25 protein-coding genes are annotated in these 26,486 nt (G+C 71.4%); 3 read left to right on the top strand and 22 right to left on the bottom strand.

From position 1 onward, the window contains the following. Nucleotides 1-48: 48 nt before the first annotated feature. The 13 genes from nusB to RBJ77_RS55170 all read right to left on the bottom strand — a co-directional run bounded on the left by nusB (nucleotide 49) and on the right by RBJ77_RS55170 (nucleotide 12,793). Nucleotides 49-483, bottom strand: a complete 435-nt coding sequence (gene nusB, locus RBJ77_RS55110) for a transcription antitermination factor NusB (protein WP_255968354.1) — start codon at nucleotides 481-483, stop codon at nucleotides 49-51. 2 nt (nucleotides 484-485) lie between these two features. Beyond that, complete coding sequence (efp, locus tag RBJ77_RS55115; protein WP_018534847.1) at nucleotides 486-1,052, bottom strand: elongation factor P; 567 nt, start codon at nucleotides 1,050-1,052, stop codon at nucleotides 486-488. Between the two features lie 59 nt (nucleotides 1,053-1,111). Beyond that, the gene (locus RBJ77_RS55120) at nucleotides 1,112-2,230 is read right to left on the bottom strand and encodes an aminopeptidase P family protein (protein ID WP_372351909.1); all 1,119 of its coding nucleotides are present in this window, start codon (nucleotides 2,228-2,230) and stop codon (nucleotides 1,112-1,114) included. An 85-nt stretch (nucleotides 2,231-2,315) separates the two neighbouring features. Next, nucleotides 2,316-3,140, bottom strand: a complete 825-nt coding sequence (locus RBJ77_RS55125; RefSeq protein WP_372351910.1) for a Pro-rich N-terminal domain-containing protein — start codon at nucleotides 3,138-3,140, stop codon at nucleotides 2,316-2,318. Between the two features lie 133 nt (nucleotides 3,141-3,273). Beyond that, on the bottom strand, nucleotides 3,274-4,365 hold the full coding sequence (gene aroB, locus RBJ77_RS55130; protein ID WP_255968363.1) for a 3-dehydroquinate synthase: 1,092 nt from the start codon (nucleotides 4,363-4,365) through the stop codon (nucleotides 3,274-3,276). Then, nucleotides 4,362-4,877: a shikimate kinase gene (locus tag RBJ77_RS55135; protein WP_372351911.1), complete on the bottom strand. Its 516-nt coding sequence runs from the start codon at nucleotides 4,875-4,877 to the stop codon at nucleotides 4,362-4,364. The genes aroB and RBJ77_RS55135 overlap by 4 nt, the downstream gene beginning before the upstream one ends. Then, a complete protein-coding gene (aroC, locus tag RBJ77_RS55140; RefSeq protein ID WP_372351912.1) occupies nucleotides 4,874-6,058 on the bottom strand; it encodes a chorismate synthase in 1,185 nt (394 codons plus the stop codon). Before aroC ends, RBJ77_RS55135 begins: the two co-directional genes overlap by 4 nt. 207 nt (nucleotides 6,059-6,265) lie before the next feature. Then, nucleotides 6,266-7,090 (bottom strand): shikimate dehydrogenase, encoded by an 825-nt coding sequence (locus RBJ77_RS55145; protein WP_372351913.1) that lies wholly within the window; start codon nucleotides 7,088-7,090, stop codon nucleotides 6,266-6,268. Next, nucleotides 7,090-8,724: an endolytic transglycosylase MltG gene (mltG, locus tag RBJ77_RS55150; protein WP_372351914.1), complete on the bottom strand. Its 1,635-nt coding sequence runs from the start codon at nucleotides 8,722-8,724 to the stop codon at nucleotides 7,090-7,092. Before mltG ends, RBJ77_RS55145 begins: the two co-directional genes overlap by 1 nt. Nucleotides 8,725-8,852: 128 nt before the next feature. Beyond that, nucleotides 8,853-9,317, bottom strand: coding sequence for a Holliday junction resolvase RuvX (ruvX, locus tag RBJ77_RS55155; RefSeq protein ID WP_255968371.1), 465 nt, complete (start codon nucleotides 9,315-9,317; stop codon nucleotides 8,853-8,855). Then, nucleotides 9,317-11,989: an alanine--tRNA ligase gene (alaS, locus tag RBJ77_RS55160; protein ID WP_372351915.1), complete on the bottom strand. Its 2,673-nt coding sequence runs from the start codon at nucleotides 11,987-11,989 to the stop codon at nucleotides 9,317-9,319. The genes ruvX and alaS overlap by 1 nt, the downstream gene beginning before the upstream one ends. Then, nucleotides 11,989-12,339, bottom strand: coding sequence for a DUF6167 family protein (locus tag RBJ77_RS55165; protein WP_372351916.1), 351 nt, complete (start codon nucleotides 12,337-12,339; stop codon nucleotides 11,989-11,991). The genes alaS and RBJ77_RS55165 overlap by 1 nt, the downstream gene beginning before the upstream one ends. 7 nt (nucleotides 12,340-12,346) lie before the next feature. Beyond that, nucleotides 12,347-12,793 (bottom strand): DUF948 domain-containing protein, encoded by a 447-nt coding sequence (locus RBJ77_RS55170; RefSeq protein ID WP_255968377.1) that lies wholly within the window; start codon nucleotides 12,791-12,793, stop codon nucleotides 12,347-12,349. A 198-nt stretch (nucleotides 12,794-12,991) separates the two neighbouring features. Here RBJ77_RS55170 and RBJ77_RS55175 point away from each other — a divergent pair, with 198 nt between their 5' ends. Continuing rightward, nucleotides 12,992-15,256 (top strand): tetratricopeptide repeat protein, encoded by a 2,265-nt coding sequence (locus tag RBJ77_RS55175; RefSeq protein ID WP_372351917.1) that lies wholly within the window; start codon nucleotides 12,992-12,994, stop codon nucleotides 15,254-15,256. A 30-nt stretch (nucleotides 15,257-15,286) separates the two neighbouring features. On the opposite strand, the gene rpsD is transcribed toward RBJ77_RS55175, so the two are convergent. From rpsD to RBJ77_RS55205, 6 genes are all read right to left on the bottom strand, one after another. After that, nucleotides 15,287-15,901, bottom strand: a complete 615-nt coding sequence (gene rpsD / locus RBJ77_RS55180; RefSeq protein ID WP_018534860.1) for a 30S ribosomal protein S4 — start codon at nucleotides 15,899-15,901, stop codon at nucleotides 15,287-15,289. 322 nt (nucleotides 15,902-16,223) lie between these two features. Then, nucleotides 16,224-16,925, bottom strand: a complete 702-nt coding sequence (locus RBJ77_RS55185; RefSeq protein WP_372351918.1) for an HNH endonuclease family protein — start codon at nucleotides 16,923-16,925, stop codon at nucleotides 16,224-16,226. 127 nt (nucleotides 16,926-17,052) lie between these two features. Then, nucleotides 17,053-18,411: a replication-associated recombination protein A gene (locus tag RBJ77_RS55190; protein WP_372351919.1), complete on the bottom strand. Its 1,359-nt coding sequence runs from the start codon at nucleotides 18,409-18,411 to the stop codon at nucleotides 17,053-17,055. 45 nt (nucleotides 18,412-18,456) lie between these two features. Beyond that, on the bottom strand, nucleotides 18,457-19,098 hold the full coding sequence (locus RBJ77_RS55195) for a vitamin K epoxide reductase family protein (RefSeq protein WP_255968387.1): 642 nt from the start codon (nucleotides 19,096-19,098) through the stop codon (nucleotides 18,457-18,459). A 183-nt stretch (nucleotides 19,099-19,281) separates the two neighbouring features. Continuing rightward, nucleotides 19,282-20,544, bottom strand: coding sequence for a histidine--tRNA ligase (gene hisS, locus RBJ77_RS55200; protein WP_372351920.1), 1,263 nt, complete (start codon nucleotides 20,542-20,544; stop codon nucleotides 19,282-19,284). 13 nt (nucleotides 20,545-20,557) lie between these two features. Continuing rightward, entirely contained in the window at nucleotides 20,558-21,268 is a 711-nt protein-coding gene (locus RBJ77_RS55205) for an MBL fold metallo-hydrolase (protein ID WP_372351921.1), read from the bottom strand. A 146-nt stretch (nucleotides 21,269-21,414) separates the two neighbouring features. Between RBJ77_RS55205 and RBJ77_RS55210 the strand changes: the two genes are divergently transcribed. Continuing rightward, the gene (locus RBJ77_RS55210) at nucleotides 21,415-22,200 is read left to right on the top strand and encodes a peptidylprolyl isomerase (RefSeq protein ID WP_372351922.1); all 786 of its coding nucleotides are present in this window, start codon (nucleotides 21,415-21,417) and stop codon (nucleotides 22,198-22,200) included. Nucleotides 22,201-22,336: 136 nt separating this feature from the next. Next, on the top strand, nucleotides 22,337-23,569 hold the full coding sequence (locus RBJ77_RS55215; RefSeq protein WP_372351923.1) for a DUF349 domain-containing protein: 1,233 nt from the start codon (nucleotides 22,337-22,339) through the stop codon (nucleotides 23,567-23,569). Nucleotides 23,570-23,603: 34 nt separating this feature from the next. Here the strand turns inward: RBJ77_RS55215 and RBJ77_RS55220 are convergent, their stop codons facing one another. Genes RBJ77_RS55220 through RBJ77_RS55230 form a run of 3 tightly spaced genes read right to left on the bottom strand, consistent with a single transcriptional unit; the run spans nucleotide 23,604 to nucleotide 26,470 of the window. Next, entirely contained in the window at nucleotides 23,604-24,743 is a 1,140-nt protein-coding gene (locus RBJ77_RS55220; protein ID WP_372351924.1) for a caspase family protein, read from the bottom strand. After that, complete coding sequence (locus RBJ77_RS55225; protein ID WP_372351925.1) at nucleotides 24,727-25,158, bottom strand: hypothetical protein; 432 nt, start codon at nucleotides 25,156-25,158, stop codon at nucleotides 24,727-24,729. The genes RBJ77_RS55220 and RBJ77_RS55225 overlap by 17 nt, the downstream gene beginning before the upstream one ends. Next, a complete protein-coding gene (locus tag RBJ77_RS55230) occupies nucleotides 25,151-26,470 on the bottom strand; it encodes a protein kinase (RefSeq protein ID WP_372351926.1) in 1,320 nt (439 codons plus the stop codon). The genes RBJ77_RS55225 and RBJ77_RS55230 overlap by 8 nt, the downstream gene beginning before the upstream one ends. Nucleotides 26,471-26,486: the final 16 nt, after the last annotated feature.

Below are 26,486 nucleotides of genomic sequence, written 5' to 3' on the forward strand. Positions count from 1 at the left end.
TGTTCAAGTTCTGCTTCGGGCCTGCGGAGGTGCTGTGCGCGCCCTGCGTTACGCCTCGTCGCGGCGGAGCGACGGCTTCAGGTCCTTGAAGCGGGCCAGAAGACCGTTGATGAACGCCGGGGAGTCGTCCGTGGAGAACTCCTTGGCCAGCGAGACGGCCTCGTCGAGGACGACGGCGTCCGGAGTTCCGTCGACCCAGATCAGCTCGTAGGCGCCGAGCCGCAGGATGTTGCGGTCGACGACGGGCATCCGGTCGAGGGTCCAGTCGACGGCGTACTGCGCGATCAGCTCGTCGATGCGGCGGGCCTTGGGGGCGTACCCCTCGACCAGCTCCATCGTGTACTCGCTGACGGGCGGCTGCTGCGGGTCGCTGTGCGAGTTCTTGACCCAGTCCGCGAGGACCGTCACGACGTCTGCGCCGCGCTGGTCCGCCTCGAAGAGGATCTGGAAGGCTCGCTTGCGGGCCGTGTTACGGGCGGCCACGGTTAGCTGTTCACCCGGCCGAGGTAGCTGCTGTCACGGGTGTCGACCTTGATCTTCTCACCGGTGGTGATGAAGAGCGGGACCTGGATCTGGTGGTCGGTCTCCAGCGTGGCGGGCTTGGTGCCACCGGTCGAGCGGTCACCCTGGACGCCCGGCTCGGTCTCCTTGACGACGAGCTCGACGGCGGCCGGCAGCTCGACGAAGAGCACCTCGCCCTCGTGCTGCGCCACGGTGGCGGTGAAGCCCTCGATGAGGAAGTTGGCGGCGTCGCCGACGGCCTTGCGGTCGACGTGCAGCTGGTCGTAGGTCTCCATGTCCATGAAGACGAAGTAGTCGCCGTCCATGTAAGAGAACTGCATGTCGCGCTTGTCGATCGTGGCCGTCTCGACCTTGACGCCGGCGTTGAACGTCTTGTCGACGACCTTGCCGGAGAGCACGTTCTTCAGCTTGGTGCGCACGAAGGCCGGGCCCTTGCCGGGCTTGACGTGCTGGAACTCGACGACGGACCAGAGCTGGCCCCCGTCGAGCTTGAGCACCAGGCCGTTCTTGAGGTCGTTCGTGGAAGCCACGGTTGCGGAATCTCCTGGACTGACGTGGACGACCCCGGGGCACAGCGCGTAGCCGACGGCTACAGCGCGAGCAGCTCCTTGGTCGTGATGGTGAGTAGCTCGGGTCCGCCGTCCGCCTCGGGGCGAACGACGAGCGTGTCATCGATCCGGACGCCGCCCCGGCCCGGGAGGTGGACCCCCGGTTCGACGGTGACCGGCACACAAGCGTCCAGTTTACCCATGGCGGCGGGGGCCAACTGCGGGTCCTCGTCGATTTCGAGTCCCACTCCGTGTCCGGTCAGCTGTGCGAGCCCGTCACCATACCCCGCCGCGTCCAGGACGTGACGGGCGGCCCGGTCCACTTCGCGGCACTCGGCGCCGGGCACCAGGCTCTCCCGTCCGGCCCGCTGAGCGGCGAAGACGAGGTCGTAGAGCTCGATCTGCCAGTCCGCGGGAGAGGTCCCGATGACGAAGGTGCGGCCGATCTCGCAGCGGTAGCCGCGGTACGTCGCGCCCAGGCAGACGGAGAGGAAATCTCCTTCCTCGACCCGGCGGTCGCTGGGCCGGTGGCCGCCGCGCCCCGAGTTCGGGCCGGTGCCCACGGAGGTGGGGAAGGCAGGGCCGTCGGCGCCGTGGTCGACAAGTCGACGTTCCAGCTCCAGGGCCAGGTGCCGTTCGGTGCGGCCGACGAGGATCGACTCCAGGAGCTCGCCGAGCGCCTGGTCGGCGATCTCGGCCGCGATCCGCAGACAGGAGATCTCCTCCTCGTCCTTGACGAACCTGAGCTGCTCGACGGCCCGGTTCAGATCGGTCAGCCGGAGCCGCGGGGCGACCGAGCCGAGCGCGCGGTGCCGGGCCACGGTCAGATGGTGCTCCTCGACCGCGAGGGAGTCGGCGCCGTGGGCGGCGGCCACGTCGGCGGCCGCGACGGCCGGGTCGCCGGCGGGCGCGGCCAGGATCTGCACCCGCAGCTCCTCGTCGGCCCGGCCCTCCCCGGTCTGGCCGCTCGGCGGCCGCGCACAGAGCAGGACGTCGCCGCTGCCGCCGGTCTCCCCGCCCAGCAGGAGCACCGCGCCGTGCGGCGCCGCCCCCGCGAGATAGCGGATGTTGGCGGGCCGCGACACGAGGGCAGCCGCGCTGCCGCCCGCCGTCGCGCGCTCTCTCAGCCGGTCCCGTCGGGCCGCGTACACCTCTGCCATGAGGCCGAGCGTACGAGCGCGGGCGGCGGGCGGCCGGTTCAGCGCGTCCGGACGGGCGTCGGGCCTTACGGGCCCGGGGGCGGCGTCACCACTGGGGCGGGCTGGCGATGGCCCGGGCGAGGACCTCGTCCAGGACCTGCGCCGTGCCGGGCACGTCCAGCTGCGAGTTGTCGATGATCGGCAGACCCGAGCCGTACCAGCCCGCCATGCGGCCGTGGATCCGGGCGACTTCCTCGTCGGTCAGCCGGCGGTTCCCGCTGCGCTGTGCGTTGCGCTCGAGGACGATCTCGAGGCCAGGCAGCAGCACGACGGGCAGCAGGCCGGGGCCCACGTGCCGCTTCCAGCCGCCGAGCCCGACGACCGGCCGGTCCGGGAAGACGGCGTCGTCGAGGATGCAGGAGATCCCGTTCGCCAGGAAGTTCCGGGCGGCGAAGCCGCAGGTGCGGCGGGCCAGCCGGTACTGCGCCTCGCTGTTGTCGTTCCATCCGGTCTGCGGGTCGGCGAAGCCGGAGCGGACCCACTCGCGCACGTCGTCCAGGCTGATGTGGGCCGTCGGGACGCGGCGGCGCTCCGCCCAGTGCTTGGCGACGCTCGTCTTGCCCGCGCCCGCCGGTCCGATGAGCAGCACCGCGAGCGTGGTCGCGGCCGGATCGACCGGGGCCTGCGCGGGCGGCGGGCTCGGCACGGCGACGGGGCCGCCGGGCGGGAGCTGGACGTGGCCGGTGGTGTCGCGCACCGGCGGTACGGGCTGGGGGTGCGGCGGAACCGGCGGATGGTGCGGGGCGCCGGTGAATCCGGGCACGCCCGGAGGCTGCTGCGCCTGGTGCGCCGCGGGCGCCGTCCACTGCGGCGCGGATCCGTGCCCGGGCCGATGGGGCGGTGGCAGCGGAGACCCCACTGCGTGCTGCATCCGGTGCCACTCCGTCTCGTACAACCGTCAAGGGGGCCCGGCGAACAGGGCGCTACCGAACGGTACCGTCCCCGGCCGCCGTTGTGTGAACGGCCGGGGCGGTCACAAAGTGCCCGTAGCTGAACGACCGGTGCTATTCGGCCACTTCACCGTAGGCGGCGAGCAGCACGGCCGGGTCCGGGCCCTCCAGGACGGTGGGCTTGCCGAGTCCGTCGAGGACGATGAAGCGCAGCAGGTCGCCGCGGGACTTCTTGTCGACCTTCATGGTCTCCAGGAGCTTGGGCCACTGGTCGTAGCGGTAGCTCAGCGGGAGGCCGACGGACTCCAGGACGGTGCGGTGCCGGTCGGCGGTCGCGTCGTCGAGGCGCCCCGCGAGGCGGCCGAGCTCGGCGGCGAAGTGCATGCCGACGGAGACGGCGGCGCCGTGCCGCCACTTGTAGCGCTCGTTCTTCTCGATGGCGTGCGCGAGGGTGTGCCCGTAGTTGAGGATCTCGCGCAGTCCGGCCTCCTTGAGGTCGCCGGAGACCACCTCGGCCTTGACCTTGATGGAGCGCTCGATGAGCTCCGCGGTGTGCGGGCCCTCGGGACTCCGGGCCGCGCGCGGGTCCTCCTCGATGAGCTCCAGGATCCGCTCGTCGGCGATGAACCCGGCCTTGATGATCTCGGCGAGGCCCGACACGTAGTCGTTGACCGGCAGCGAGTCGAGCGCCGCCAGGTCGCAGAGCACACCGGCCGGCGGGTGGAAGGAACCGACGAGGTTCTTGCCCTCGGCGGTGTTGATCCCGGTCTTGCCGCCGACCGCCGCGTCCACCATGGCGAGCACGGTGGTCGGCACGGCGATCCAGCGCACGCCGCGCAGCCAGGTCGCGGCCACGAACCCGGCGAGGTCCGTGCTGGCGCCGCCGCCGACGCCGACGATGACGTCGGAGCGCGTGAAGTTGGACTGTCCGAGGGCCTTCCAGCAGTACGCGGCGACCTCGGCGGTCTTGGCCTCCTCGGCGTTCGGGATCTGGATCGCGATCGCCTCGTAGCCCTGGTCGGCCAGGTCGGCGCGGAGCGCGTCCCCGGTCTCGGCCAGCGCCTCGGGGTGCACGACGGCGACCCGCTTCGCCCGGTCTCCGATCAACGAGCCCAGTTCACCGAGGAGTTGACGACCCACGAGCACCTCGTACGGGTCGGTACCGGCCGTGCCGCCGACCTGAATGCGCGTGATCTGATCCGTCATGCCTGCTTCAACTCCAGTGCGTCGAGGACGGCTTGGGCGACCTCGTCGGGACTACGGCCGTCGGTGGCCACGACCACCCGGGCGACCTCGGTGTACAGATGCCGGCGCGCCTCCATCAACTCCCGCCACTGCTTGCGGGGGTTGACGGCGAGCAGCGGCCTGGCCGTGTTCAGACCGGTCCGCTTGACCGCCTCCTCGACGTCCATCGAGAGGTAGACGACGGTGTGCCCGGCGAGCCGCTCGCGGGTGCCGGCGTCGAGGATCGCGCCGCCGCCGAGGGCGAGGACGCCTTCGTGCCCGGCGAGCGCGTCGGCCACGGCCGCCTTCTCCAGCGCCCGGAACGCCTCCTCGCCCTCGTCGACGAAGATGTCCGCGATGGCCCGGCCCTGCGCCCGCACGATGTCGTCGTCGGTGTCCCGGTAGCCGCAGCCGAGCTGCTCGGCGAGCAGCTCGCCCACCGTCGACTTGCCGACCCCCATCGGTCCGACGAGGACGACCTTCGGGCCGCTCACCGGATCTGGAGGTTGTCGAGGTACGACGTCACGTTGCGCCGGGTCTCCGGCACGCTGTCGCCGCCGAACTTCTCGGCGACCGCGTCCGCGAGCACCAGGGCGACCATGGCCTCGGCGACGATCCCGGCGGCGGGCACCGCGGAGACGTCGGAGCGCTGGTGGTGGGCCTGCGTGGCCTCACCGGTCGTGACGTCGACGGTCTTCAGGGCGCGCGGCACGGTCGCGATCGGCTTCATCGCGGCGCGCACGCGCAGCAGCTCACCGGTGGACAGGCCGCCCTCGGTGCCGCCCGCGTGACCGGAGACGCGGCGGATGCCCTCGGGGGTGTTCACGATCTCGTCGTGGGCCTTCGAGCCCGGCACCCGGGCCAGCTCGAAGCCGTCGCCGATCTCGACGCCCTTGATGGCCTGGATGCCCATGAGGGCTCCGGCCAGGCGGGCGTCCAGCTTGCGGTCCCAGTGCACGTGCGAGCCGAGGCCCACCGGCACGCCGTAGGCGAGGACCTCGACGACGCCACCGAGGGTGTCGCCGTCCTTGTGGGCCTGGTCGACCTCGGCCACCATCGCCTTCGACGCGTCCGCGTCCAGGCAGCGCAGCGGGTCGGCGTCCAGCTTGTCGACGTCGGCCGGCGTCGGGTACACGCCCTGCGGCGCCTTCACGGAGCAGAGCTCGACGACGTGCGAGACGATCTCGATCCCGGCCGTCTCCTTCAGGTACGACCGGGCGATCGCACCGAGGGCCACGCGCGCGGCCGTCTCACGGGCCGAGGCGCGCTCCAGGATCGGCCGGGCCTCGTCGAAGCCGTACTTCTGCATGCCCGCGAGGTCGGCGTGGCCGGGCCGCGGCCGGGTCAGCGGAGCGTTCCGCGCCAGGTCCTTGAGGATCTCGGGGTCGACCGGGTCGGCCGCCATGACCTGCTCCCACTTCGGCCACTCGGTGTTGCCCACCATGACCGCGACCGGGGAACCGAGGCTGAGCCCGTGCCGGACGCCGCCCAGGAAGGTGACCTCGTCCCGCTCGAACTTCATCCGCGCCCCGCGGCCATAGCCGAGGCGCCGTCGTGCCAGGTGGTCCGCCACCATCTCCGTGGTGATCGGAACGCCGGCGGGAAGTCCCTCCAGCGTCGCGACAAGTGCGGGTCCGTGCGACTCCCCCGCGGTCAGCCAGCGCAACCTGCTCAACGGTGCTCCTCATGCTCGCGCTCGGTACGGCTCGGCGGGCGGCTACGGGTGCGCGGACCCGGCCCACCGTGTATCCCCTGATCCTCCCATGCCGCGCTGACGGGCCGGTGCAGTGTCCGCCTTGCGGACGGCCGGTGAGACGGGGAACACGCACGTGGGGCCGCACGGAGGAGATCCGTGCGGCCCCGTCGTGCGGAGGTGCGCGGGTCAGCCCAGCGCCTTCAGTCCCGCCGCCCGCATCGCGGCGAGCACCGGCCGGGTGTCCCCGGTGAACTGCTCGAACTGGGACACGGCCTGGTGCACGAGCAGGTCGAGCCCGCTGAGCACCGGGGCGCCCCGGTCCTGCCAGGCCGCGGCGAGGCGCGTCGGCCACGGGTCGTAGACGACGTCGAACAGCGTGCCCACGCGCGCGGGCACCTCGCCGACCAGGTGGTCCGTGCCGCCCTTGGGCGTCGTGGAGATCACCAGCGGCGCCTCGAACGCGCCGGCCGCGTCCGCCCAGTCCGCGGTGCGGACCCGCACCCCGAGCCGGTCGCCCCAGCCCCGCATCTCCTCGGCGCGCCGCTCGCTGCGCACGTACGCGACGACCTCGCCCGAGCAGATCCGGGAGAGGGCGGCGAGCGCGGAGGACGCGGTGGCGCCGGCGCCGAGGATGGCGGCCGAGTCGACCTTCTCGACGCCCTGTTCGTGCAGGGCGGCCACGAGTCCGGGGATGTCGGTGTTGTCGCCGGTCTTCCGTCCGTCGGCGTGGAACACCACGGTGTTCACGGCCTCGACGGACGCGGCGGTGTCCGTGATCTCGTCGAGCAGCGGGATCACCGCCCGCTTCAGCGGCATCGTCAGCGACAGCCCGGCCCACTCCGGCCCGAGCCCCGCGAGGAACCCGGGCAGCGCCGCCTCGTCGACGTCGAACCGGTCGTACGACCAGTCGCCGTCCATGCCCAGCGCCGCGTACGCGGCGTTGTGCAGCTGCGGCGACAGGGAGTGGGCGATGGGCGAACCGAGAACCGCCGCCCTGCGCTGTACTGCCATCAGTCGTTGTTCCTCGACGCGTTCCACTCGTCGACCAGCTTCTGGTGCTCGGCGTTGGTCTTGGTGAACTTACTGGTCTTGCCGTCCATGGAGATGAAGTAGTACCAGCCGTCGCTCGTCGGGGAGAGCGCGCCCTTGAGGGCCTCCTCGCCCGGGTTGTCGATGGGACCGGGCGGCAGACCCGTGTCGTGGTACGTGTTGTACGGGTTGTCGTACTTGCGCAGCTCCGCCAGGGACAGGTCGATCTTGCTCTGCCCCTTCACGTAGTTGTACGTGGAGTCGAACTCGAGCCTGCCGTAGGTCTGCGGGTTGCCCGGCTTGAGGCGGTTGTAGACGACCTCGGCCATCTTCCGGAAGTCGTCGTGGCTGGTGCCCTCGGCCTGCGCGAGGCTGGCGACGGTCAGCAGCTGCCACGGACCGTCGAGGTCGAGGCTCTTGGCCTTGGCCTCCAGGTCGAGGTCCTCGTACTTGTCGTTGGCCCGCGACACCATGTCCTTCAGGACGTCCTCGGGCTTCATGCCCTTGGCGGCCGCGTACCGGGACGGGTAGAGGAAGCCCTCGAGCGGGTCCTTCACGTTGCGGTGGTTCAGCGCCCAGTCGGGCAGCCCGAGGCTCTTGTACTCCTTCTTCGCGACGCCCGCCGTCGTGCCCTTGGAGACCTTGAGCTTCTCGTCGATCATTTCGTAGACCGCGGCGTTGCGCGTGCCCTCGGGGATCGTGAGGTTGGCCTGGCTCTTCGGGCTCAGCAGGAGATCGACCGCACTGGCCGCCGACATCTGCTTCTGCAGGACGTACGCGCCGTCCTGGATGCTCTTGCCGCGGGAGTCCGCCGACTGCGCGGCGACGAAGGCGTCGACGCTCTGGACGACACCGGCCTCCTTGAGCACCTGCCCGATGGCGTAGCCGCCGGCGCCCTTCGGGATGACCACGGTCACCTGCTCGCCGTTGCCCTCCCCCGCATAGTCCGGCGCCGAGCCGAACCGGTCCTGGTAGAACTGGTAGCCGAAGTAGCCGACACCGCCCACGCCGGCCGCGAAGACCACGGTCAGGACGAGGCACGCGCAGCCGCTGCGCCGCTTCTTCGGCTTCTTGCCGCCGCGTCCGCGCCGGCCACCGCGGCCCTCGTCCTCGTAGTCGTCCTCGTCGTCACCGCCGCCGCTGAAGAACGCGTGCTCGCCCTGGTCGGGGCCCGCGTCCCACTCCGTCTGCTCCGGCTCGGGCGCACGACGGCGGCCCGGCGGCTCGGGCGGCGGGTAGGCGCCGGGGGTGTTGTAGTAGTCCGGCTGTTCGGGGTGGTACGCGGCGTTCTGCCCGGTGTTGTACGGGTCCATGGGGTCGGAGCCGTACGGGACCTGGCCGTGCGCACCGGTGTTGTCCCAGCCGCCCTGGCCCTGCCCCTGCTGTCCGCCGTACGACTGGTGCCCGTACCCGGGATCCTGCCCGTACCCGGGCTGCTGTCCTGTGCCCCAGTCACCGCCGTAGTTCTGCTGCGGCTGCTGCTGCGGGTCGTACTGCCCCTGGCCGCCGTAGGCAGGCTGGCCGTGCTCGGCCTGCTGCCCCCACCCCTGGTCCCCGTACAGCGGGTCCGCGGGATGCCACGGTTCGGAGCCTTGGCCCCGGCCATACTCAGTCATCGGTCCCCTACAAGCCGCGAGGCGGGGAGGAGCCACTGTCGATCAGGCAGGGCAACCGTTCCGCCTCTTGATGCTGTGCGGCAGCTGTTCGAACGCCACCGATCGCGCGGAACGTTACCGTATCGCGATCAGATGACCACTTCGACGCCCTCGCCGGGAGCTTCGCCTGACGCCCGTTCGGACTCCAGGGCCTGCTGGAGGATGATGACGGCCGCCGCCTGATCGATGACAGACCGGCCCTTTTTGGACTTCACGCCCGACGCGCGCAGGCCCTGACTGGCCGTCACTGTGGTCATCCTCTCGTCGAGGAGCCTCACCGGAACGGGTGCGATGCCGCGTGCCAGTTCCTGGGCGAAGCCGCGGACCTTGACGGCCGCCGGGCCCTCGCCCCCCTTGAGGGAGCGAGGGAGTCCGACGACCACTTCGATCGGCTCGTACTCCTCGACGAGCTGCTTCAACCGCCGGTGGGCGGCCGGGACGTCGCGTCCCGGGACCGTCTCCACCGGGGTGGCGAGGATCCCGTCGGGGTCGCAGGACGCGACCCCGATCCGGGCGTCCCCCACGTCGATCGCCAGCCGGCGGCCTCTGCGCATCAGTTGGCCGTCTCCGAGACCAGGCGCTCGACGGCCTCGACGGCGTCGCCGATGGCGGCCGGGTTCTGGCCGCCGCCCTGCGCGACGTCGGGCTTGCCGCCGCCACCGCCGCCGAGGGTCTTGGCGGCCGTGCGGACCAGGTCGCCGGCCTTGAGGCCGCGGTCGCGGGCGACGTCGTTCGTGGCGATGACCGTGAGCGGCTTGCCGTTGACCGTCGTGAACAGCGCGACCACGGCGGGGCGGCCGCCCTGGATGCGGCCGCGGACGTCGAGGACGAGCTTGCGCAGGTCGTCGGCGGAGGTGCCGTCCGGGACCTGGCCGGTGACCAGGGCGACACCGCGGACGTCCTTGGCGCCGGCGGCGAGACCGGCGGCGGCCTGGAGGACCTTCTCCGCGCGGAACTTCTCGATCTCCTTCTCGGCGTCCTTGAGCTTGCCGAGCATCGCCGAGATCTTCTCCGGCAGCTCGTCGGCACGGCCCTTGACCAACTCCTGGAGCTGGGCGACGACGGTGTGCTCCTTGGCGAGGAAGTTGTACGCGTCGACTCCGACGAGGGCCTCGATGCGGCGCACGCCGGAGCCGATCGACGATTCGCCGAGCAGCTTCACCAGGCCGAGCTGCGCGGTGTTGTGCACGTGCGTGCCGCCGCACAGCTCCTTGGAGAAGTCGCCGATCGTGACGACGCGGACGCGCTCGCCGTACTTCTCGCCGAACTCGGCGATGGCGCCCTGCTTCTTGGCGTCGTCGATCGACATGACCTCTGCCTGCACGTCGAGCTCGCGCGCCAGGACCTCGTTGATCTTCTGCTCGACGTCCGTCATCACGGCCGTGGGCACGGCGGACGGCGAACCGAAGTCGAAGCGGAAGCGGCCCGGCTGGTTCTCCGAACCGGCCTGCGCGGCGGTCGGGCCGAGCGCGTCGCGCAGCGCCTGGTGCGTGAGGTGCGTGGCGGAGTGCGCGCGGGCGATGGCCCGGCGGCGCGTCACGTCGATGATCGCCTGCGCCGGGGCGCCGACGGTCACCTCGCCGACCTGCACGACGCCCTTGTGGACGTACACGCCGGGGACGGGCTTCTGGCAGTCGCGGACCTCGACGATCGCGCCGTTGTCCAGCTTGATGCGGCCGGTGTCGCCGATCTGGCCGCCGCCCTCCGCGTAGAAGGGGGTGCGGTCGAGGACGACCTCGACCTCGTCGCCCTCGGTGGCGGCCGGCGACGAGACGCCGTTCACCAGCAGGCCGACGACGGTCGACTCGCCCTCGGTCGACGAGTAGCCGATGAAGTCGGTCGCACCGGCGGCGTCCGCGATCTCGCGGTAGGCGCCGACGTTGGCGTGGCCGGTCTTCTTGGCCTGGGCGTCCGCCTTGGCGCGCTCCCGCTGCTCCTTCATCAGGCGGCGGAAGCCGTCCTCGTCCACGGACAGGCCCTGCTCGGCGGCCATCTCGAGGGTGAGGTCGATCGGGAAGCCCCACGTGTCGTGGAGCAGGAACGCCTTGTCGCCGGCCAGGACCGTCTTGCCGGCGGCCTTGGTCTCGGTGACGGCGGTGTCCAGGATGTTCGTGCCGCCCTTGAGGGCCTTGAGGAACGCGGCCTCCTCGGCGAGCGCGACCTGCTCGATGCGCTTGCGGTCGGTGATCAGCTCCGGGTACTGCTCGCCCATCGTGTTGATGACGACGTCCAGCAGGTCCTGCACGACCGGGCCGGTGGCGCCGAGGATGCGCATGTTGCGGATGGCGCGGCGCATGATGCGGCGCAGCACGTAGCCACGGCCCTCGTTGCCCGGCGTGACGCCGTCGCCGATGAGCATCGTGGAGGTGCGCATGTGGTCGGCGACGACGCGCAGCGAGACGTCCGACTCGTGCTTGGCGCCGTAGGCGACACCGGTCAGCTCGGTGGCCTTGTCGATGACGACACGGAGGGTGTCCGTCTCGTACATGTTCTGCACGCCCTGCAGGATCATCGCGAGGCGCTCGAGGCCGAGGCCCGTGTCGATGTTCTGCGAGGGCAGGTCGCCGAGGATCTCGAAGTCGTCCTTGCCGGTGCCGGCGCCCCGCTCGTACTGCATGAAGACCAGGTTCCAGATCTCCACGTAGCGCTCGTCGTTGACCGCCGGGCCGCCCTCTTCGCCGAACTCGGGACCACGGTCGTAGTTGATCTCGGAGCACGGGCCGCACGGTCCCGGGACGCCCATGGACCAGAAGTTGTCCTTCTTGCCCAGGCGCTGGATGCGCTCCTTCGGCACGCCGACGACCTCGTGCCAGATGCGCTCGGCCTCGTCGTCGTCGAGGTAGACGGTGATCCAGAGCTTCTCCGGCTCCAGGCCGTAACCGCCCTTGTCCTGGGGGCTGGTGAGCAGCTCCCAGGCGTACTTGATGGCGCCTTCCTTGAAGTAGTCGCCGAAGGAGAAGTTGCCGCACATCTGGAAGAACGTGCCGTGGCGGGTGGTCTTGCCGACCTCTTCGATGTCCGGCGTGCGCACGCACTTCTGCACGGAGGTGGCGCGCGGCGCGGGCGGCTTGACCTCGCCCAGGAAGTAGGGCTTGAAGGGGACCATGCCGGCGGGGACGAGCAGCAGAGTCGGGTCGTCCGCGATGAGCGACGCCGAGGGCACGACCTTGTGGCCACGCTCCTCGAAGAAGCTCAGCCAGCGGCGGCGGATTTCAGCCGACTCCATCAGTGGTCCTCATTCCGGTTGTCGATCGAGTACTGCGTGTTCTCGAGGTACTTGGGTTGCTTGGCTTCGAAGGCGTTCTCGATGACCGCGAAGCGGCGCTGCGCGGGCAGTTCGGCGTCCACCGGTTCGTTGAGACCCAGCGCGTCGCCGAGTTGGGCCTCGCGCTCGGCCATGTTGTCGCGGACGTCGAGGGCGAAGTCCTTGAGTCGGTGGCCCGCTTCGACCGCCTTGTTGGCGGCCTGCGCGGCGAGGCTCTCCGGAGTCAGCTGCTTGAGCTTGCGGTTGACCTTGGTGGTGGCCCACACGCCGGCGGCGGCGCCCGCGGTGAACCAGAACGTACGGCGGAACATCGCTCGGTCAGTCCCTCTTATTCCGGTTGGCCCGCTTGGCGCGGCGCGATTCCGGGACCGTGCGGCCCACGATCACGGTACGACGGGTCTGCTTGGCGGGCACGTCCTTGCCGCGGCCGCCGATGGCCCGGCGCACCCCGTAGCCGAACGCGGCCACCTTGACCAGCGGGCCGCCGAAGGTGGAGGCCACGGTGGAGGAGAGCGCCGACGCGTTCGACGTGACTTCCTGCACGTCGGAGGCGATGGCGTCGACCCGGTCGATCTGGGTCTGCGCCGAGCGCACCGCGGCGGAGGCGTCGGCCAGCAACGGGACGGCCTGCTCGGTCACGTCCGCGACCAGCTTGGTGGTCGCCCTGAGCGTCTGGGCCAGCCTCACGAGTGCCACCGCGAGGAAGGAGACCAGAATCGCCCAGAAGACAGCCACCAGGATCCCGGCCACCTCTCCACCGGACACTTGGCACCGCTCCCTGTTTGTTGCGCGTTCGCTGCGTGTTTGCTGCGTGGTACGAGTCACCGCTGAAACATCGAAAAGTCGTCCCCCGAGCCTATCGCGCCCGGCCCCGCGCTTCTTACCGCATTCCGACCGTGCGCGGGAGCGGTTCGACCGGAGCGATTGTACGGACTGCGTACGGATGAGTACGCTCCGTATCCCATGCGACGCTCTCCGCGCCCCGACGACCTCCCGACCGCTCCCCCGCGCCCGGGGAACCTCCCTCACGAGCTGAACCGCTTCGTCGGCCGGGCCGCCGAACTGGCGGCGCTGCACCGGGATCTGGTGACCGCGCGGCTGGTCACGGTGACCGGCGTCGGCGGCGTCGGCAAGTCCCGGTTCGCCGCGCACGCCGCGGCCCGCGCCCCCAAGGCGGTGCGCCGGGACGGGGTGTGGCGGGTGGAGCTCGCCGCGGTCCGCCGGGCGGAGCTCGTCGAGTACGCGCTGGCCGAGTCGCTGGGCCTGACCGATCACACGACCCGGCCGCCCCGCCAGGTGCTGGTCGAGCATCTCGCGGAGCGCCAACTCGTGCTCGTGGTAGACGGGTTCGAGCACCTCGTCGACGCCTGCGCCTCGCTGGTCCGGGACCTGCTGCGCGCGGCGCCGGGTCTGCGGGTGATCGCGGTGGGGCGCCGGCCGCTGGCGCTGGACGGCGAGCGGCTGTTCCCGCTCTCGCCGCTGGCGGCGGCGGACGCGGCGGAGCTCTTCGCGGACCGCGCGTCGGCGCTGCTGCCCGGGTTCAGCCTGCACGGCCACCTCGTCGACGTGCTGGAGGTGTGCCGGCGCCTGGACTGTCTGCCGCTGGCGGTGGAGCTGGCGGCGGGGCGGCTGCGGGCCCTGTCGCCCGCGCAGCTGACGGAGCGCCTCGACGACCGGTTCCGGCTGCTGACGGGCGGTGGCCGGGACGCCCTGCCGCGGCACCAGACCCTGCGGACGGCGATCGGCTGGAGCCACGAGCTGTGCACGGCGCAGGAGCGGCTGCTGTGGGCGCGGCTCTCGGTGTTCTCCGGTCCGTTCGACCTGGAGGCGGCCGAGTACATCTGCAGCGGTGACGGGGTGCACGCGGACGCGGTCCTTGACGTGCTGCACGAACTGCTGGCCCAGTCGGTGGTGACCCGCGAGGAGTCGGCGACCGGGGTGCGCTACCGGATGCTGGACACAGTCCGGGCGTACGGCGCCGAGTGGCTGGACGGCATCGGGGACGGCGCGCGGATGCGGCGCAGGCACCGCGACTGGTACATGGGCCTGGCGACCTGGTGCGAGCTGGACTGGTTCTCGCCGCGGCAGTCCGAGGTGGCGGCCCGGATCGAGGCGGAGCTGCCGAATCTGCGGGCGGCCCTGGAGTTCTGCCTCACCGAGCCCGGCGAGACGCACCTGGGCCAGTATCTGGCGGGCACGCTGTGGTTCTACTGGGCGGGCTGCGGCCGGCTCACCGAGGGACGGCACTGGCTGGAGCGGGCGGTCGAGCTGGACAGCGATCCGGCGCACCCGGCCGAGCACGCCGAGCCCACTCAACACACTGAACACACGGAGCACACCGGTCACACCGAGTACGGCGAGTCCCGGCTGAAGGCGCTGTGGGTGCTCGGCTACGTGGCGATCCTGCAGGGCGACACGGTGCCCGCCCTGGCGGCGCTGCACGAGTGCCACGACGAGGCGGAGCGCACGGGCAGCGCGACGGCCCGCGCGTACGCGGTGCACCGCACGGGTTGTCTGGCCCTGGTCACGGACGACCTGGCGCGGGCGGAGCAGCTGCTGCGGGCGGCGCTGTCGAGCTACCGGGAGATCGGCGAGCTGAACAGCAACGTCCTGATGGGGCAGGTCGAGCTGGCGATGGCGGTGGCGTTCCAGGGCGATCTGACGGAGGCCGTGGCGCTGTGCGAGGACGTCCGGCAGGTGTGCGAGGACCACGGGGAGCGCTGGACGCGGGCGTACGCCCTCTACGTGCTGGCCTACGCGGAGTGGCACCAGGGCGATCTGGTGCGGGCGCGGGCGCTTCTGGAGGAGTGCCTGGCCATCGGTCACGAGTTCCACGACCTGCTCGGCACGGTGCTCGCGGTGGAGCTGCTGGCCCTGGTCACGGCGGTGGAGGGGGACGCGCCGGAGGCGGCGGTGCTGCAGGGCGCGGCGACCCGGATCTGGCCGTCGGTCGGTCTGCCGCTGTTCGGCTCCAGCCACTACAACGGGCCGCACGAGCTGTGCGAGTCACGGGCCAGGTCGGATCTGGGCGATGCCCGCTTCGGTGAACTGGCGCGTGCGGGCGAGCGGTTGGGGCACGACGAGGCGGTGGCCCGGGCGCTCGGCGGGAGTTCCCGCAAGCGCACGACGCCGTTGGTGCCGCGCCCGGCCAGGCCCGCGGATCCGGGCCGTGACATGCGAGAACCCGCCGCCTCCCCCACCCGCAAGGGCGGGGAGACGACGGGCTGAAACGCAGGTGAGACTACGTCCGCTGGTCGGTCAGCGGGCGTAGTACTCGACGACGAGCTGCTCGTCGCAGATCACGGGGATCTCCTTGCGGTTCGGGTCCCGGTCCAGGCGGAAGGCCAGGGCCTTCAGGTTCACCTGGAGGTAACGCGGGGTCTCGCCCTCGGGGGCGAAGCCACCCTCACGCGCGACCTGGAACAGCGGCTTCTCGCGGCTGCGCTCGCGGACCATCACGACGTCGTCGGGACGGACGCGGAACGAGGGCTTGTCGACCTTCTGGCCGTTGACCTCGATGTGGCCGTGGACGACCATCTGGCGCGACTGGTAGATCGTGCGGGCGATGCCCGAACGCAGCAGCAGCGCGTCGAGACGACGCTCCAGCTCGATGACCAGGGCCTCGCCGGTCTTGCCTTCGGCCTTCTTGGCGCGGTCGTAGGCACGAGCCATCTGCTTCTCGCTGATGTCGTACTGCGCGCGCAGACGCTGCTTCTCGAGCAGACGGACCTTGTAGTCCGAGTTCTGCTTGCGGCCGCGGCCGTGCTCGCCCGGCGGGTAGGGGCGGGCCTCGAAGTACTTGACGGCCTTCGGGGTCAGCGCGATGCCGAGGGCACGCGACTTCTTGACCTTGGGGCGGGACTGGTTCGCCATGAACCAAACACCTCATGTTTCTGATGCGAATACGGCTTCACCAGGGTTTGGGAGGTCGCATCCGCAGTCCGGGAAACCCACGTCGTCCGTACGGACGGGCAGGCAGCCGCTCCCAGATCTGGGCACATACGTGCAGCACGCGAGTGGCCCACCGACCGCCGTACCCGGGGTGGTGGGCTGCCCGCGACACCTTCGAAGGTGCGCGACGCTCCTGGACCCCCTGTGCCTTGCGGTTCGGGGGATCCGGCTGAATGTTCCGCTCTGGTGACGCTCGGTCTTCCTTTCGGAACACCGGGCACGGGACACAGCACTTCGAGGGAGTCTACCGGATCTCGGCGGGGCAGGTCGCCAGCAGGTCCTGCAGGGCCAGTTTCTCGGGGGCGGTGACCGTGAGCCGGTACTTGTGCTTGATCCCGGTCCAGCGGCGCCCGTACGCGCACCAGTATCCGTGGTCCGGCGGTTTCCACTTGTCGGGGGTCTTGCTGCTCTTCTCGTAGTTCGCCGTCTTGTCGGTGGCGAGGAGCACGTCCAGGTCGTTGGCGTACGTGAGCCGCTCCTTCGGCGTCCAGGCCCAGGCCCCGGCCCGCCAGGCCGCGCCGAGCGCGACGACGTGGTCGGTCTGGATCTGGGAGGCGCGACGGTAGGAGTACGGCAGGTCCTTGCCGGTGTACGGGTCGTGCAGGGTGCCGGAGAGGACGACGCACGGGTTCCTGTCGCCCTCGCGCAGGTCCTTCAGATCGCGGCGCAGGACGTCGTCGCGGGTGTCGCAGCCGTTGCGCCCGCCCGGGGCGTCGACGTCGTCGCTCCAGCCGTCGCCGAACTCGCTCCGTTCGTACGTCTCCCAGTTCTTGCCCCAGGCGACGGTGAGTCCGGCGAGCTGGGTGCGGGCCTGGGCGGCGTCGGGCGGGAAGCCCTTGCTCGCCAGGGTCCGGGGAGTGGCCGTGGGGCTCGTCCGGTGCTCGGCCCGGTCCAGCTGCGGCGGCGTACAGGCGGTGGCGGCACACACGACGAGCAAGGCCCCCATGGCCCCGCACCGAACTGACCTGCGCATACGGCCGACCTTAAGCGGATCGCCCGGAAGGGGCGCGGGGAACCGCGCGGCCGGCCGGCCACCACCCGCACCCGGCCCCGCCCGCCCGGAGGGCTCCCGCTCAGCCGCCCGATTCGCCGCGCAGCCTCTCCCGGACCCGCTCCACCACGTCCGCGTACCGGGCCTCCGCCCCGTACCGCGTGGGCTGGTAGTACGCGCGGCCGGCGATGGCGTCGGGCGCGTACTGCTGGGCGGCGATCCCGCCCGGCACGTCGTGCGGGTACACGTACCCCTGCGCGTGCCCGAGCTTGGCCGCTCCCTTGTAGTGCCCGTCGCGCAGGTGCGGCGGCACCGGGCCGGCCAGGCCCTTGCGCACGTCCTCCATGGCGGCGCCGATCGCCGTCGTCGCCGCGTTCGACTTCGGGGCCAGGGCCAGGGCGATCGTGGCGTGGCTCAGCGTGAGGGCCGCCTCCGGGAAGCCGATCATGGCGACGGCCTGGGCGGCGGCGACCGCCGTGGGCAGGGCCGTGGGGTCGGCGAGGCCGATGTCCTCGCTGGCCGAGATCATCAGGCGCCGGGCGATGAAGCGCGGGTCCTCGCCCGCCTCGATCATCCGGGCCAGATAGTGCAGCGCCGCGTCCACGTCGGAGCCGCGGATGGACTTGATGAGGGCGCTGGCGACGTCGTAGTGCTGGTCGCCGTCCCGGTCGTACTTCACCGCCGCGCGGTTGACCGTCTCCTCGACGCTTTCGAGGGTGATGGCCTTCTCGTCCTTGGCCAGGGCGGCGCCGGCCGCGGCCTCCAGGGCGGTGAGCGCGCGCCGGGCGTCACCACCGGCCACGCGCAGCAGGTGCTCCTCCGCGTCCTCGGCCAGCGTCACCGCGCCGCCGAGCCCGCGCTCCTCCGTCAGGGCCCGCTGGAGCAGTCCGCGCAGGTCGTCGTCGGTCAGCGGCTCCAGGGTGAGGAGCAGGGAGCGGGACAGGAGCGGGGAGATCACCGAGAAGTACGGGTTCTCCGTGGTCGCCGCGATCAGCGTCACCCAGCGGTTCTCCACGGCGGGCAGCAGCGAGTCCTGCTGGGCCTTGCTGAAGCGGTGGATCTCGTCGAGGAAGAGGACGGTGTCCTTGCCGTGGCCGCCGAGCGCGCGCCGGGCGCCCTCGATGACGGCCCGGACCTCCTTGACGCCCGCGGTGATCGCGGACAGCTCCACGAACCGCTTGTTCGTCGCCTTGGAGACGACGTACGCGAGGGTCGTCTTGCCGATGCCCGGCGGTCCCCACAGGATCACGGACGAGGCGCCCGCCGGTCCCCCGTCACCCTCCCCGACCAGGCGGCGCAGCGGCGAACCCGGCTTGAGCAGGTGCTGCTGGCCGACGACTTCGTCGAGGGTGCGGGGGCGCATCCGGACGGCCAGGGGGCTCGCTGAGGGGTCCTTCTCCTGGCGGTCTTCGGCTGCGGCGGTGAAGAGGTCGGGTTCCACGGTCAAAACCCTAAGTCACGGCAGTGCCAACGCCGCGCCCGCCGGTCAGGCCCAGAGCTGGGAGCCCCAGCGCGTGAAGATCAGCACGGCGATGATGCCGACGTGCACGACCGGCAGCGCCCAGGTGAAGTCCTCGAAGAACGTCTTGAGCCAGCGCGGCGCCGGCAGGAAGCCGCTGCGGACGTTCGACGACGTGACGTACCAGAACATGAGGATCGTGGCGACCCAGGCCAGGCAGCACCACAGGCACAGCGCGTTGATCCGGTACAGGGACTGGAACTGCAGCCAGGTGACGAATCCGACGCCGAACAGCGTGCCCGCGTTGAACGTCAGCCAGTACCAGCGCGGGAAGCGGGCCCCCGTCAGCAGGCTCATGCCGACGCAGATCACGATGCCGTAGGTGACGAGGCCGAGCATCGGGTTCGGGAAGCCGAAGACCGCGGCCTGGTCGCTCTTCATGATGCTGCCGCAGGAGATGACCGGGTTGATGGAGCAGCCCGGCGTGAAGTTCGGGTCCTCGAGCAGCTTGAACTTGTCGAGCGTGATGACCCAGGAGGCGAGCACCCCGGCCGCTCCGGTGATCACCAGGAGCAGCGCGAAGGCGCGGCTGCCTCCTACGGAGCGCGGGGCGTCCCCGTCGTCGGCCGTGTGGGAGACGCTGTCGCTTGCTGTGGTCGTCCTGCTCATCACGCCGATCCGTCTGTGAGTGAGTGAATGGTGTGGCCTGCGGGCACGGCCATTCTGCCGTACACGGGCGCCTGTCCACCGTTCGATGCACATAAGGATGTACGGGCGCGGGCCCCGGAACGCTCGATGTGCGCGGACCCGGTGAGGGGCCGGCCGATGCGGCCCCTCACCGGGTCCCGTGGCCTAGGACAGCTTGGCCTTCAGCGTGGCGACGACCTCGTCCACCGCGACGGCTTCCTGCTCGCCGGACTCCATGTCCTTGAGCTGTACGACGCCCTCGGCGAGGTCCCGCTCGCCCGCGACGAGCGTGAAGCGCGCCCCGCTGCGGTTGGCGTTCTTCATCGCGCCCTTGAGGCCCTTGCCGCCGAACGAGAAGTCCGCGGAGATCCCGGCCCGGCGCAGCTCGGTCACCTTGGAGAACAGCACGCGCCGCGCCTCGTCCCCGAGCGGCACCGCGAACACGCTGGTGGTGGACGGGAGTCGGAGCTCCACGCCCTCCGCCTCCAGGGCCAGGACCGTGCGGTCCACGCCGAGCGCCCAGCCGACGGACGGCAGCGAGGGGCCGCCGATCATCTCGGACAGCCCGTCGTAGCGGCCGCCGCCGCCCACCGCGGACTGCGAGCCGAGACCGTCGTGGACGAACTCGAACGTCGTGCGCGTGTAGTAGTCGAGGCCGCGGACGAGCTTCTCGTCGTCCTCGAAGGCGACGCCCTCGGCCACGAGCAGCTCGCGCACCTGCTCGTGGTACGCCTTGCACGCGTCGCACAGGTAGTCGCGCAGCGAGGGCGCGCCGACGAGCTGCTTCTGGACGTCGGGCCGCTTGTCGTCGAGGACGCGCAGCGGGTTGATGTCCGCGCGGCGCAGCGTCTCCTCGTCGAGGTCGAGACCGCGCAGGAAGTCCTGGAGGGCGGCTCGGTAGACGGGACGGCACTCCTTGTCGCCCAGCGAGTTCAGCAGGATGCGGAAGTCTCGCAGGCCGAGCGAGCGGTACGCCTGGTCGGCCAGGATGATCAGCTCGGCGTCCAGGGCCGGGTCCTCGGCACCGATCGCCTCGGCGCCGACCTGGGAGAAGTGGCGGTAGCGGCCCTTCTGCGGGCGCTCGTAGCGGTAGTACGAGCCCGAGTACCAGAGCTTGACCGGGAGGTTGCCCGCCTTGTGGAGGTTGGCCTCCAGTGCGGCGCGCAGCACGGACGCCGTGCCCTCGGGGCGCAGAGCGAGCCTGTCGCCGCCCTTCGTCTCGAAGGCGTACATCTCCTTGGTGACGATGTCGGTGGACTCGCCGACACCGCGGGCGAACAGCTCGACGTTCTCGAAGCCGGGCGTCTCGATGTAGCCGTACCCGGAGTTGCGCAGCGGTGTGGAGATCGCGTCGCGCACCGCGAGGTACTTCGCGGAGTCCGGCGGCAGCAGGTCGTAGGTGCCCTTGGGGGCCTGGAAGGTACTCACGGGAAGTTTCTCGTCACATTCCTCGTCGGGGAGCCTCGGTCGAGGGTCCCTGGCCGGCGGCCACCTGCCGCAGGTACGGATTGGTGGCGCGCTCCTGGCCGATGGTCGTCTGGGAGCCGTGTCCGGAGAGCACCACGGTCGAGTCGTCGAGCGGCAGGCACACGCGGGCCAGCGATTCGAGCATGTCGTCCATGGAGCCACCGGGAAGGTCGGTGCGTCCGATGGAGCCGGCGAAGAGCAGATCGCCCGCGAAGAACACGGAGGGGACCTCCGCGGTCTCGGGCATCTGGAAGGCCACCGACCCCTTGGTATGGCCGGGCGCATGGGCGACGGAGAAGTCGAGCCCGGCCAGCTTCAGCCGTGCGCCGTCGGACAGCTCCCGCACGTCGTCGGGCTCCCCCACGGTCAGCTCGCCCATCAGCGGCATGCCGATGGAGCGGCCGAGCGCCTTCTCCGGGTCGCTCATCATGTAGCGGTCGGAGGGGTGGATCCACGCCGGCACGTCGTGCGCCCCGCACACCGGGACGACCGAGGCGACGTGGTCGATGTGCCCGTGCGTGAGGATGACCGCGGCCGGCTTGAGCCGGTGCTTCTTGAGCGCGTCCTCGACTCCCTGGGCGGCCTGGTGGCCCGGGTCGATGATCACGCACTCCTCACCCGCGGCGGGGGCAACCAGGTAACAGTTGGTGCCCCAGGCCCCGGCGGGGAACCCGGCAATCAGCACGATCGTCCTTCGTATGTCGTCGTCACAACGGAATGCGGCAGATCAGAGCCTACCGGCGCTGCCGATTCCACAGCGAACCCATATACGGTACGGGGCACAATCAGGAGGCCCCGACAAGGTCACGAGACGTACGAGGAGAACACCCGGTGGTCAGCAAGGATCAGCGGCAGCGTCAGCTCGCCCGGGAGAAGTTCCTGCGCCAGCAGCAGCGGCGCGAGTCCGCCCGACGCAAGGCGCGTACCCGCAACATCGTGATCGCCTCCGTACTCGCGGTGGCCGTCCTCGGTTCGGGCGCCGCGTACGCCGCAGGCGCTTTCAAGAGCGACGACAAGAAGGACACGGCCGGCTCGGAGGCGAGCCCGAGTCCTTCGTCGACCGAGAAGTCCGAGCCGAAGATGGCCGTGGACAAGAAGGCGAAGTACACCTTCACGCTCAAGACGAACCGCGGTGACGTGGGCATCGCCATGGACGCGGCCAAGACGCCGCACACCGTCAACTCGTTCAAGTACCTCGCCGACAAGGGCTTCTTCGACAAGACGAAGTGCCACCGGCTCACCACCGAGGGCATCTTCGTCCTCCAGTGCGGCGACCCGGAGGGCACCGGCGCGGGCGGCCCCGGCTACACGATCCCGGACGAGAACCTGAAGGGGCTCGGCAAGGCCGGCAAGGACGGCGCGGTCACGTACCCTGCGGGCACGGTGGCGATGGCGAACACGGGACAGCCGCACACCGGCGGCAGCCAGTTCTTCCTGGTCTACAAGGACAGCAAGCTGCCGCCGTCCTACACGCCGTTCGGCACGATGGACGACGCCGGGCTCAAGGCCGTCAAGGACGTCGCGAAGTCCGGTGTCGCCGCGGGCGGCCAGAGCCCGAGCGACGGCGCCCCCAAGAAGGGCGTCACCGTCACCACCGCGACGGTGACCAAGAACTGACCTGCCAGCTGCCAAATTTCGGTCGCGCGGGATGCGGACAGCATCCCCGCCGGTCGCCTATGTTGGCCGTGACGAAACTGTGGACGATGCCCGGGGACCCACGAGTCCGCCGCAGGCATCATGTGGAGGAGGCGCTGTGAGCAGCGACCCGTGGGGCCGCGTCGACGAGACGGGGACCGTGTACGTGCGTTCGGCCGACGGCAGCGAGCGAGTGGTCGGTTCGTGGCAGGCAGGATCCCCTGACGAGGCCCTTGCCTACTTCAAGCGCAAGTACGACGGTCTGGTTGTCGAGATCGGGCTCCTCGAGCGCCGGGTGCAGACGACCGACCTGTCGGCCAAGGACGCGACGACCGCGATCGAGCACCTGCGGGAGCAGGTCACGGACGCGCACGCGATCGGTGACCTGGCCGCCCTCGGCGCGCGGCTCGACAAGCTCGTCGAGTCCGTCGAGTCGCGTCGCGAGGAGCGCAAGGTCCAGAAGGCCAAGCAGTCCGACGAGGCGCGGCACGCCAAGGAGGCGCTGGTCACCGAGGCCGAGGAGCTGGCCCAGTCCGAGCAGTGGCGGGCGGCCGGCGAGCGGCTGCGCGCCCTGGTCGACACCTGGAAGGGCCTGCCGCGTCTGGACCGCAAGTCGGACGACGAGCTGTGGCACCGCTTCTCGCACGCCCGCTCGGCGTTCTCGAAGCGCCGCAAGGCCCACTTCGCGTCGCTCGACGCGCAGCGCGAGGAGGCCCGCAAGGCCAAGGAGAAGCTGGTCTCCGAGGCCGAGGCGCTGTCGAACTCGCAGGACTGGGGTGCCACGGCGGCCCGGTACCGCGAGCTGATGGCGGACTGGAAGGCGGCGGGCCGGGCGCAGCGCGAGCACGAGGACGATCTGTGGAACCGCTTCCGCGGCGCCCAGGACGTGTTCTTCGCGGCGCGCAGCTCGGTCTTCGCGGAGCGTGACGCCGAGCAGGGCGAGAACCTCAAGCTCAAGGAGGAGCTGGCCGCCGAGGCGGAGAAGCTCCTGCCGGTCGGTGACCTGAAGTCGGCGCGCGCCGCGTTCCGTTCGATCAACGAGCGGTGGGAGGCCATCGGCCACGTCCCGCGCGACGCCCGTCCGAAGGTCGAGGGCCGGATGCACGCGGTGGAGCGTGCCATCCAGGAGTCCGAGGAGGCCGAGTGGCGCCGGACGAACCCGGAGGCACGCGCGCGTGCCGCGGGTCTGACCGGTCAGCTGCAGGCCGCGGTCGACAAGCTCAGGGGCCAGATCGAGCAGGCCCGTGCGCAGGGCAACAACGCGAAGGCGGACAAGCTCCAGAAGGAGCTCGACGGCCGGCAGGCGCTGCTCGACTCGGCGCTGAAGGGCCTGGAGGAGTTCGGCGGCTGAGTCGCACCCGTCGTGCGTCGGTGCCCCGGTCCGGTCAGACGGCGGGCGTCGCGTCGCGTTCGGCGATGTCCAGGGCGTGCTTGAGGACCTCGCAGGCCTCGATGTGGTTGCCGGACTCCTGCAGCAGCTCGGCGAGCCGACGGCAGACGAGGACCGCCTCGGGCCCGTACACCTTGTGGACCCGCTGGAAGGCGGACTCCAGCACCTCGATGGCTTCCTTGTTCTGTCCGGTCTCGGCGAGGAGTTCGGACAACTCCAGCTGTACGGCGAGGAGTTCGCCGGGACCTTCGGTGCTCTGCTCCTCCAGGGCGAGGCGCAGCACGGGCAGGGCGTCCTTGATGGTGCCCTCGGCGCGCAGCAGCCGGGCGAGGTTGAGTCCGGTGGCGACCATGGCGGCCTGCACGTCGGCGGCGAGGACCGGTCCGGCGAGGGCGCTGGGGGCGGCCCTGGCGCGGTTGCGGGCCACCGCGAGCCGGCCGACGCCGTTCTCCTGGGAGCGCTGCGGCAGCGGCCGGTTCTTGGCGCGCAGCCGCTCGTCGAGGGCGCGGTAGAGGGTCTCCAGGTCGATGAGCTCGGGTCCGCCGGGGATGCCGTCGCGCAGGATGCCGAGCAGTTCGCCGGTGAACGCGGTGTGCCGCTCGCCGTCCGGGGCGAGGGCCACACGGTCGCGCGGTGACGACGTCAGGACGTACGCGCCGTCGACCGCGGCCTGCGCGGCGAGCACCTCGTCGCCGCCGAGGGCCCGGGCGGCCCGGCCGCTGAAGCAGCAGTCGAGGATGACGATCTTGCGGCGGGCCCGGGCGGCGCGCAGGCTCGCGCGCAGGTGCTGGTAGGCGACGGCGGTGTAGCCGCGGTTGTCGCGGGAGTCGCCCAGGGCCAGGTACAGGTCGCTCGACTCGGCGTCCCGCATGCCGTGCCCCGAGTAGTAGACGATCAGGGTGTCGGTGGCCTCGTTGCCCGCTTGGTGCACGGGGTCGAGCATCGCGGGCGCGCTCAGCGGGTCGGCGACGACGGTGCAGTGCCGGTCCGGCAGGCCCCAGACGGTCGCGTCGCCGAGTTCGGCGGCGAGGTCCACCAGGTTCGTGCCGACCGCGGGCAGCTGGTCCAGGTGCCGGTACGAGGCGGTGCCGATGAGGACGGCGCGCGACTGGCCCGGGTCAGGCAGCGCCGCCATCGCTCTCCCCGTCCGCCGCTCTGCCTCCGGGCCCGGTCGGCGCCGGCTGCCGGTCGAGCAGTTCCACGACCCGGCGCAGCGTCTCCGCGTCCCTGGCTCCCTCCGGGGTGACCTCCACCTTGAGCGCGCCCTTGCTTAGGACGAGCGCGGGCGGGCGGTGCCGGGCGAGCTGCCACTGGAGCACGGAGACGGCGAGCGCGGCCGTGGACAGGCCGCTGCCGAGGGCGAGTTGGAGGATGTCGAAGCCGGACGCCCCCATGTGCCCGGCGACCGGCGGCTCGGTGGCGGCGACCTCGGCGCGGACCGCTCCGGTGAGCGTCTCGTCCTCGTGCAGCCAGCGCCGCAGGGACCGCAGCGCGTCCTCGCTGTCCGCGTCCCGGCCGTCCGGGGTCACCTGCACGAAGACGTCAGTCACTTGCCGCTCCTCTGCGCCGGTCGACGTACCTGTTCACCCGGGCCAGCAGTTCGAGGGCCTCGCGCCCCGCGTCCAGCCTGGCCAGACAGACAGCTTGCCAGTACTGGCTCGTCAATGTGGTCGGATGGTCGGGTCCGAGGCGGGCGACGCACACCGGCACGACGGCCGCCAACATCCGTGCGGCCGCCTCCAGTTCACCGCGCTGGACGAGGTTGACGGCCTCGCGCTGCCGGGACAGGGCGGTCTCCCGGGACATGCTGCCGAGCACCATGCGCCGGGTGTGGTCGCTGAGCGTCGGGGTCTCGCCGCCGCGTGCGTGCGCGGGGCGCCGCTTGACCGGTGCGGGGTCCTCGCCGCGCGGTCCTGGCACGGCGACCTCGTCCCAGGCGTACTCGGGTCCCTTGGTCAGCCGTACGCCCTGCGCGGCCCGGACGGCGTGGTCGCGCTGGAGGGCGGTGAGCCGGTCGGTCACGTACTCCTGCCCCCCGGCGGCGAACGCCTCCAGCGCCTCCGCCACCTCGGCCGCCTCCTGGGGCCGCTCCGCGGGGTCCTGCGCGCACAACCGGTCGACCAGCGCGGCCAGTTCGCCGGGCGGTCCGTCCGCCCGTCCCGACAGGCGGGGCACACCGGGCCCCAGGGCCCGCTCGACGACGGCTCCGACGTCCACCACGGAGCCGAGCGGGCTCTCACCCGTGAGCATGAAGTACAGGCAGGCGCCGAGGCCGTACAGATCGGCCGACGCCTTCGCGAGGCCGCCCTTGATCGCCTCCGGCGCCATGAACTGCGGGGAGCCGAGCACCACGCCGGCGGCCGTGATGGCGCGCTCCCCCGCCAGCCGGGCCAGACCGAAGTCGTGCAGGACGACGCGGCCGTCGCGGGTGAGGATGACGTTCGAGGGCTTGATGTCGCGGTGCAGCACGCCCGACTGGTGCGCGACGGCGAGGGCCCTGGCCATGCCGTGGGCGATCCAGGACGCCGCGGCGACGGGTAACGCGCCGCTGCCGGCCACGAGGTGGGCGAGGTTGCGTCCGTCGAGGACCTGCATCACCAGGTAGGCGGTGCCCTTGTGCAGCCCGGAGTCGTACAGCGTGACGACGCCGGGGTGCTCGATCCGCGCCATGGCGCGGGCCTCGCGCCGGAAGCGCTCCATCGCCTCGCCGTCGGGTTCCATCCCCCCGACGGCGTTCAGCAGTTTCACCGCGACGCGGCGCCCGAGCTCCAGGTCCTCGGCCTCGTGGACCTCGCCCATGCCACCGCGGCCGAGGAGCGCCACCAACCGGTAGCGCCCGCCGACCCGTTCGCCCCGCGTCATGTCGACTCCCCGTGAA

It is taken from the genome of Streptomyces sp. KL116D, from assembly GCF_030766975.1.
Classification (GTDB): Bacteria; Actinomycetota; Actinomycetes; order Streptomycetales; family Streptomycetaceae; genus Streptomyces; species Streptomyces longispororuber_A.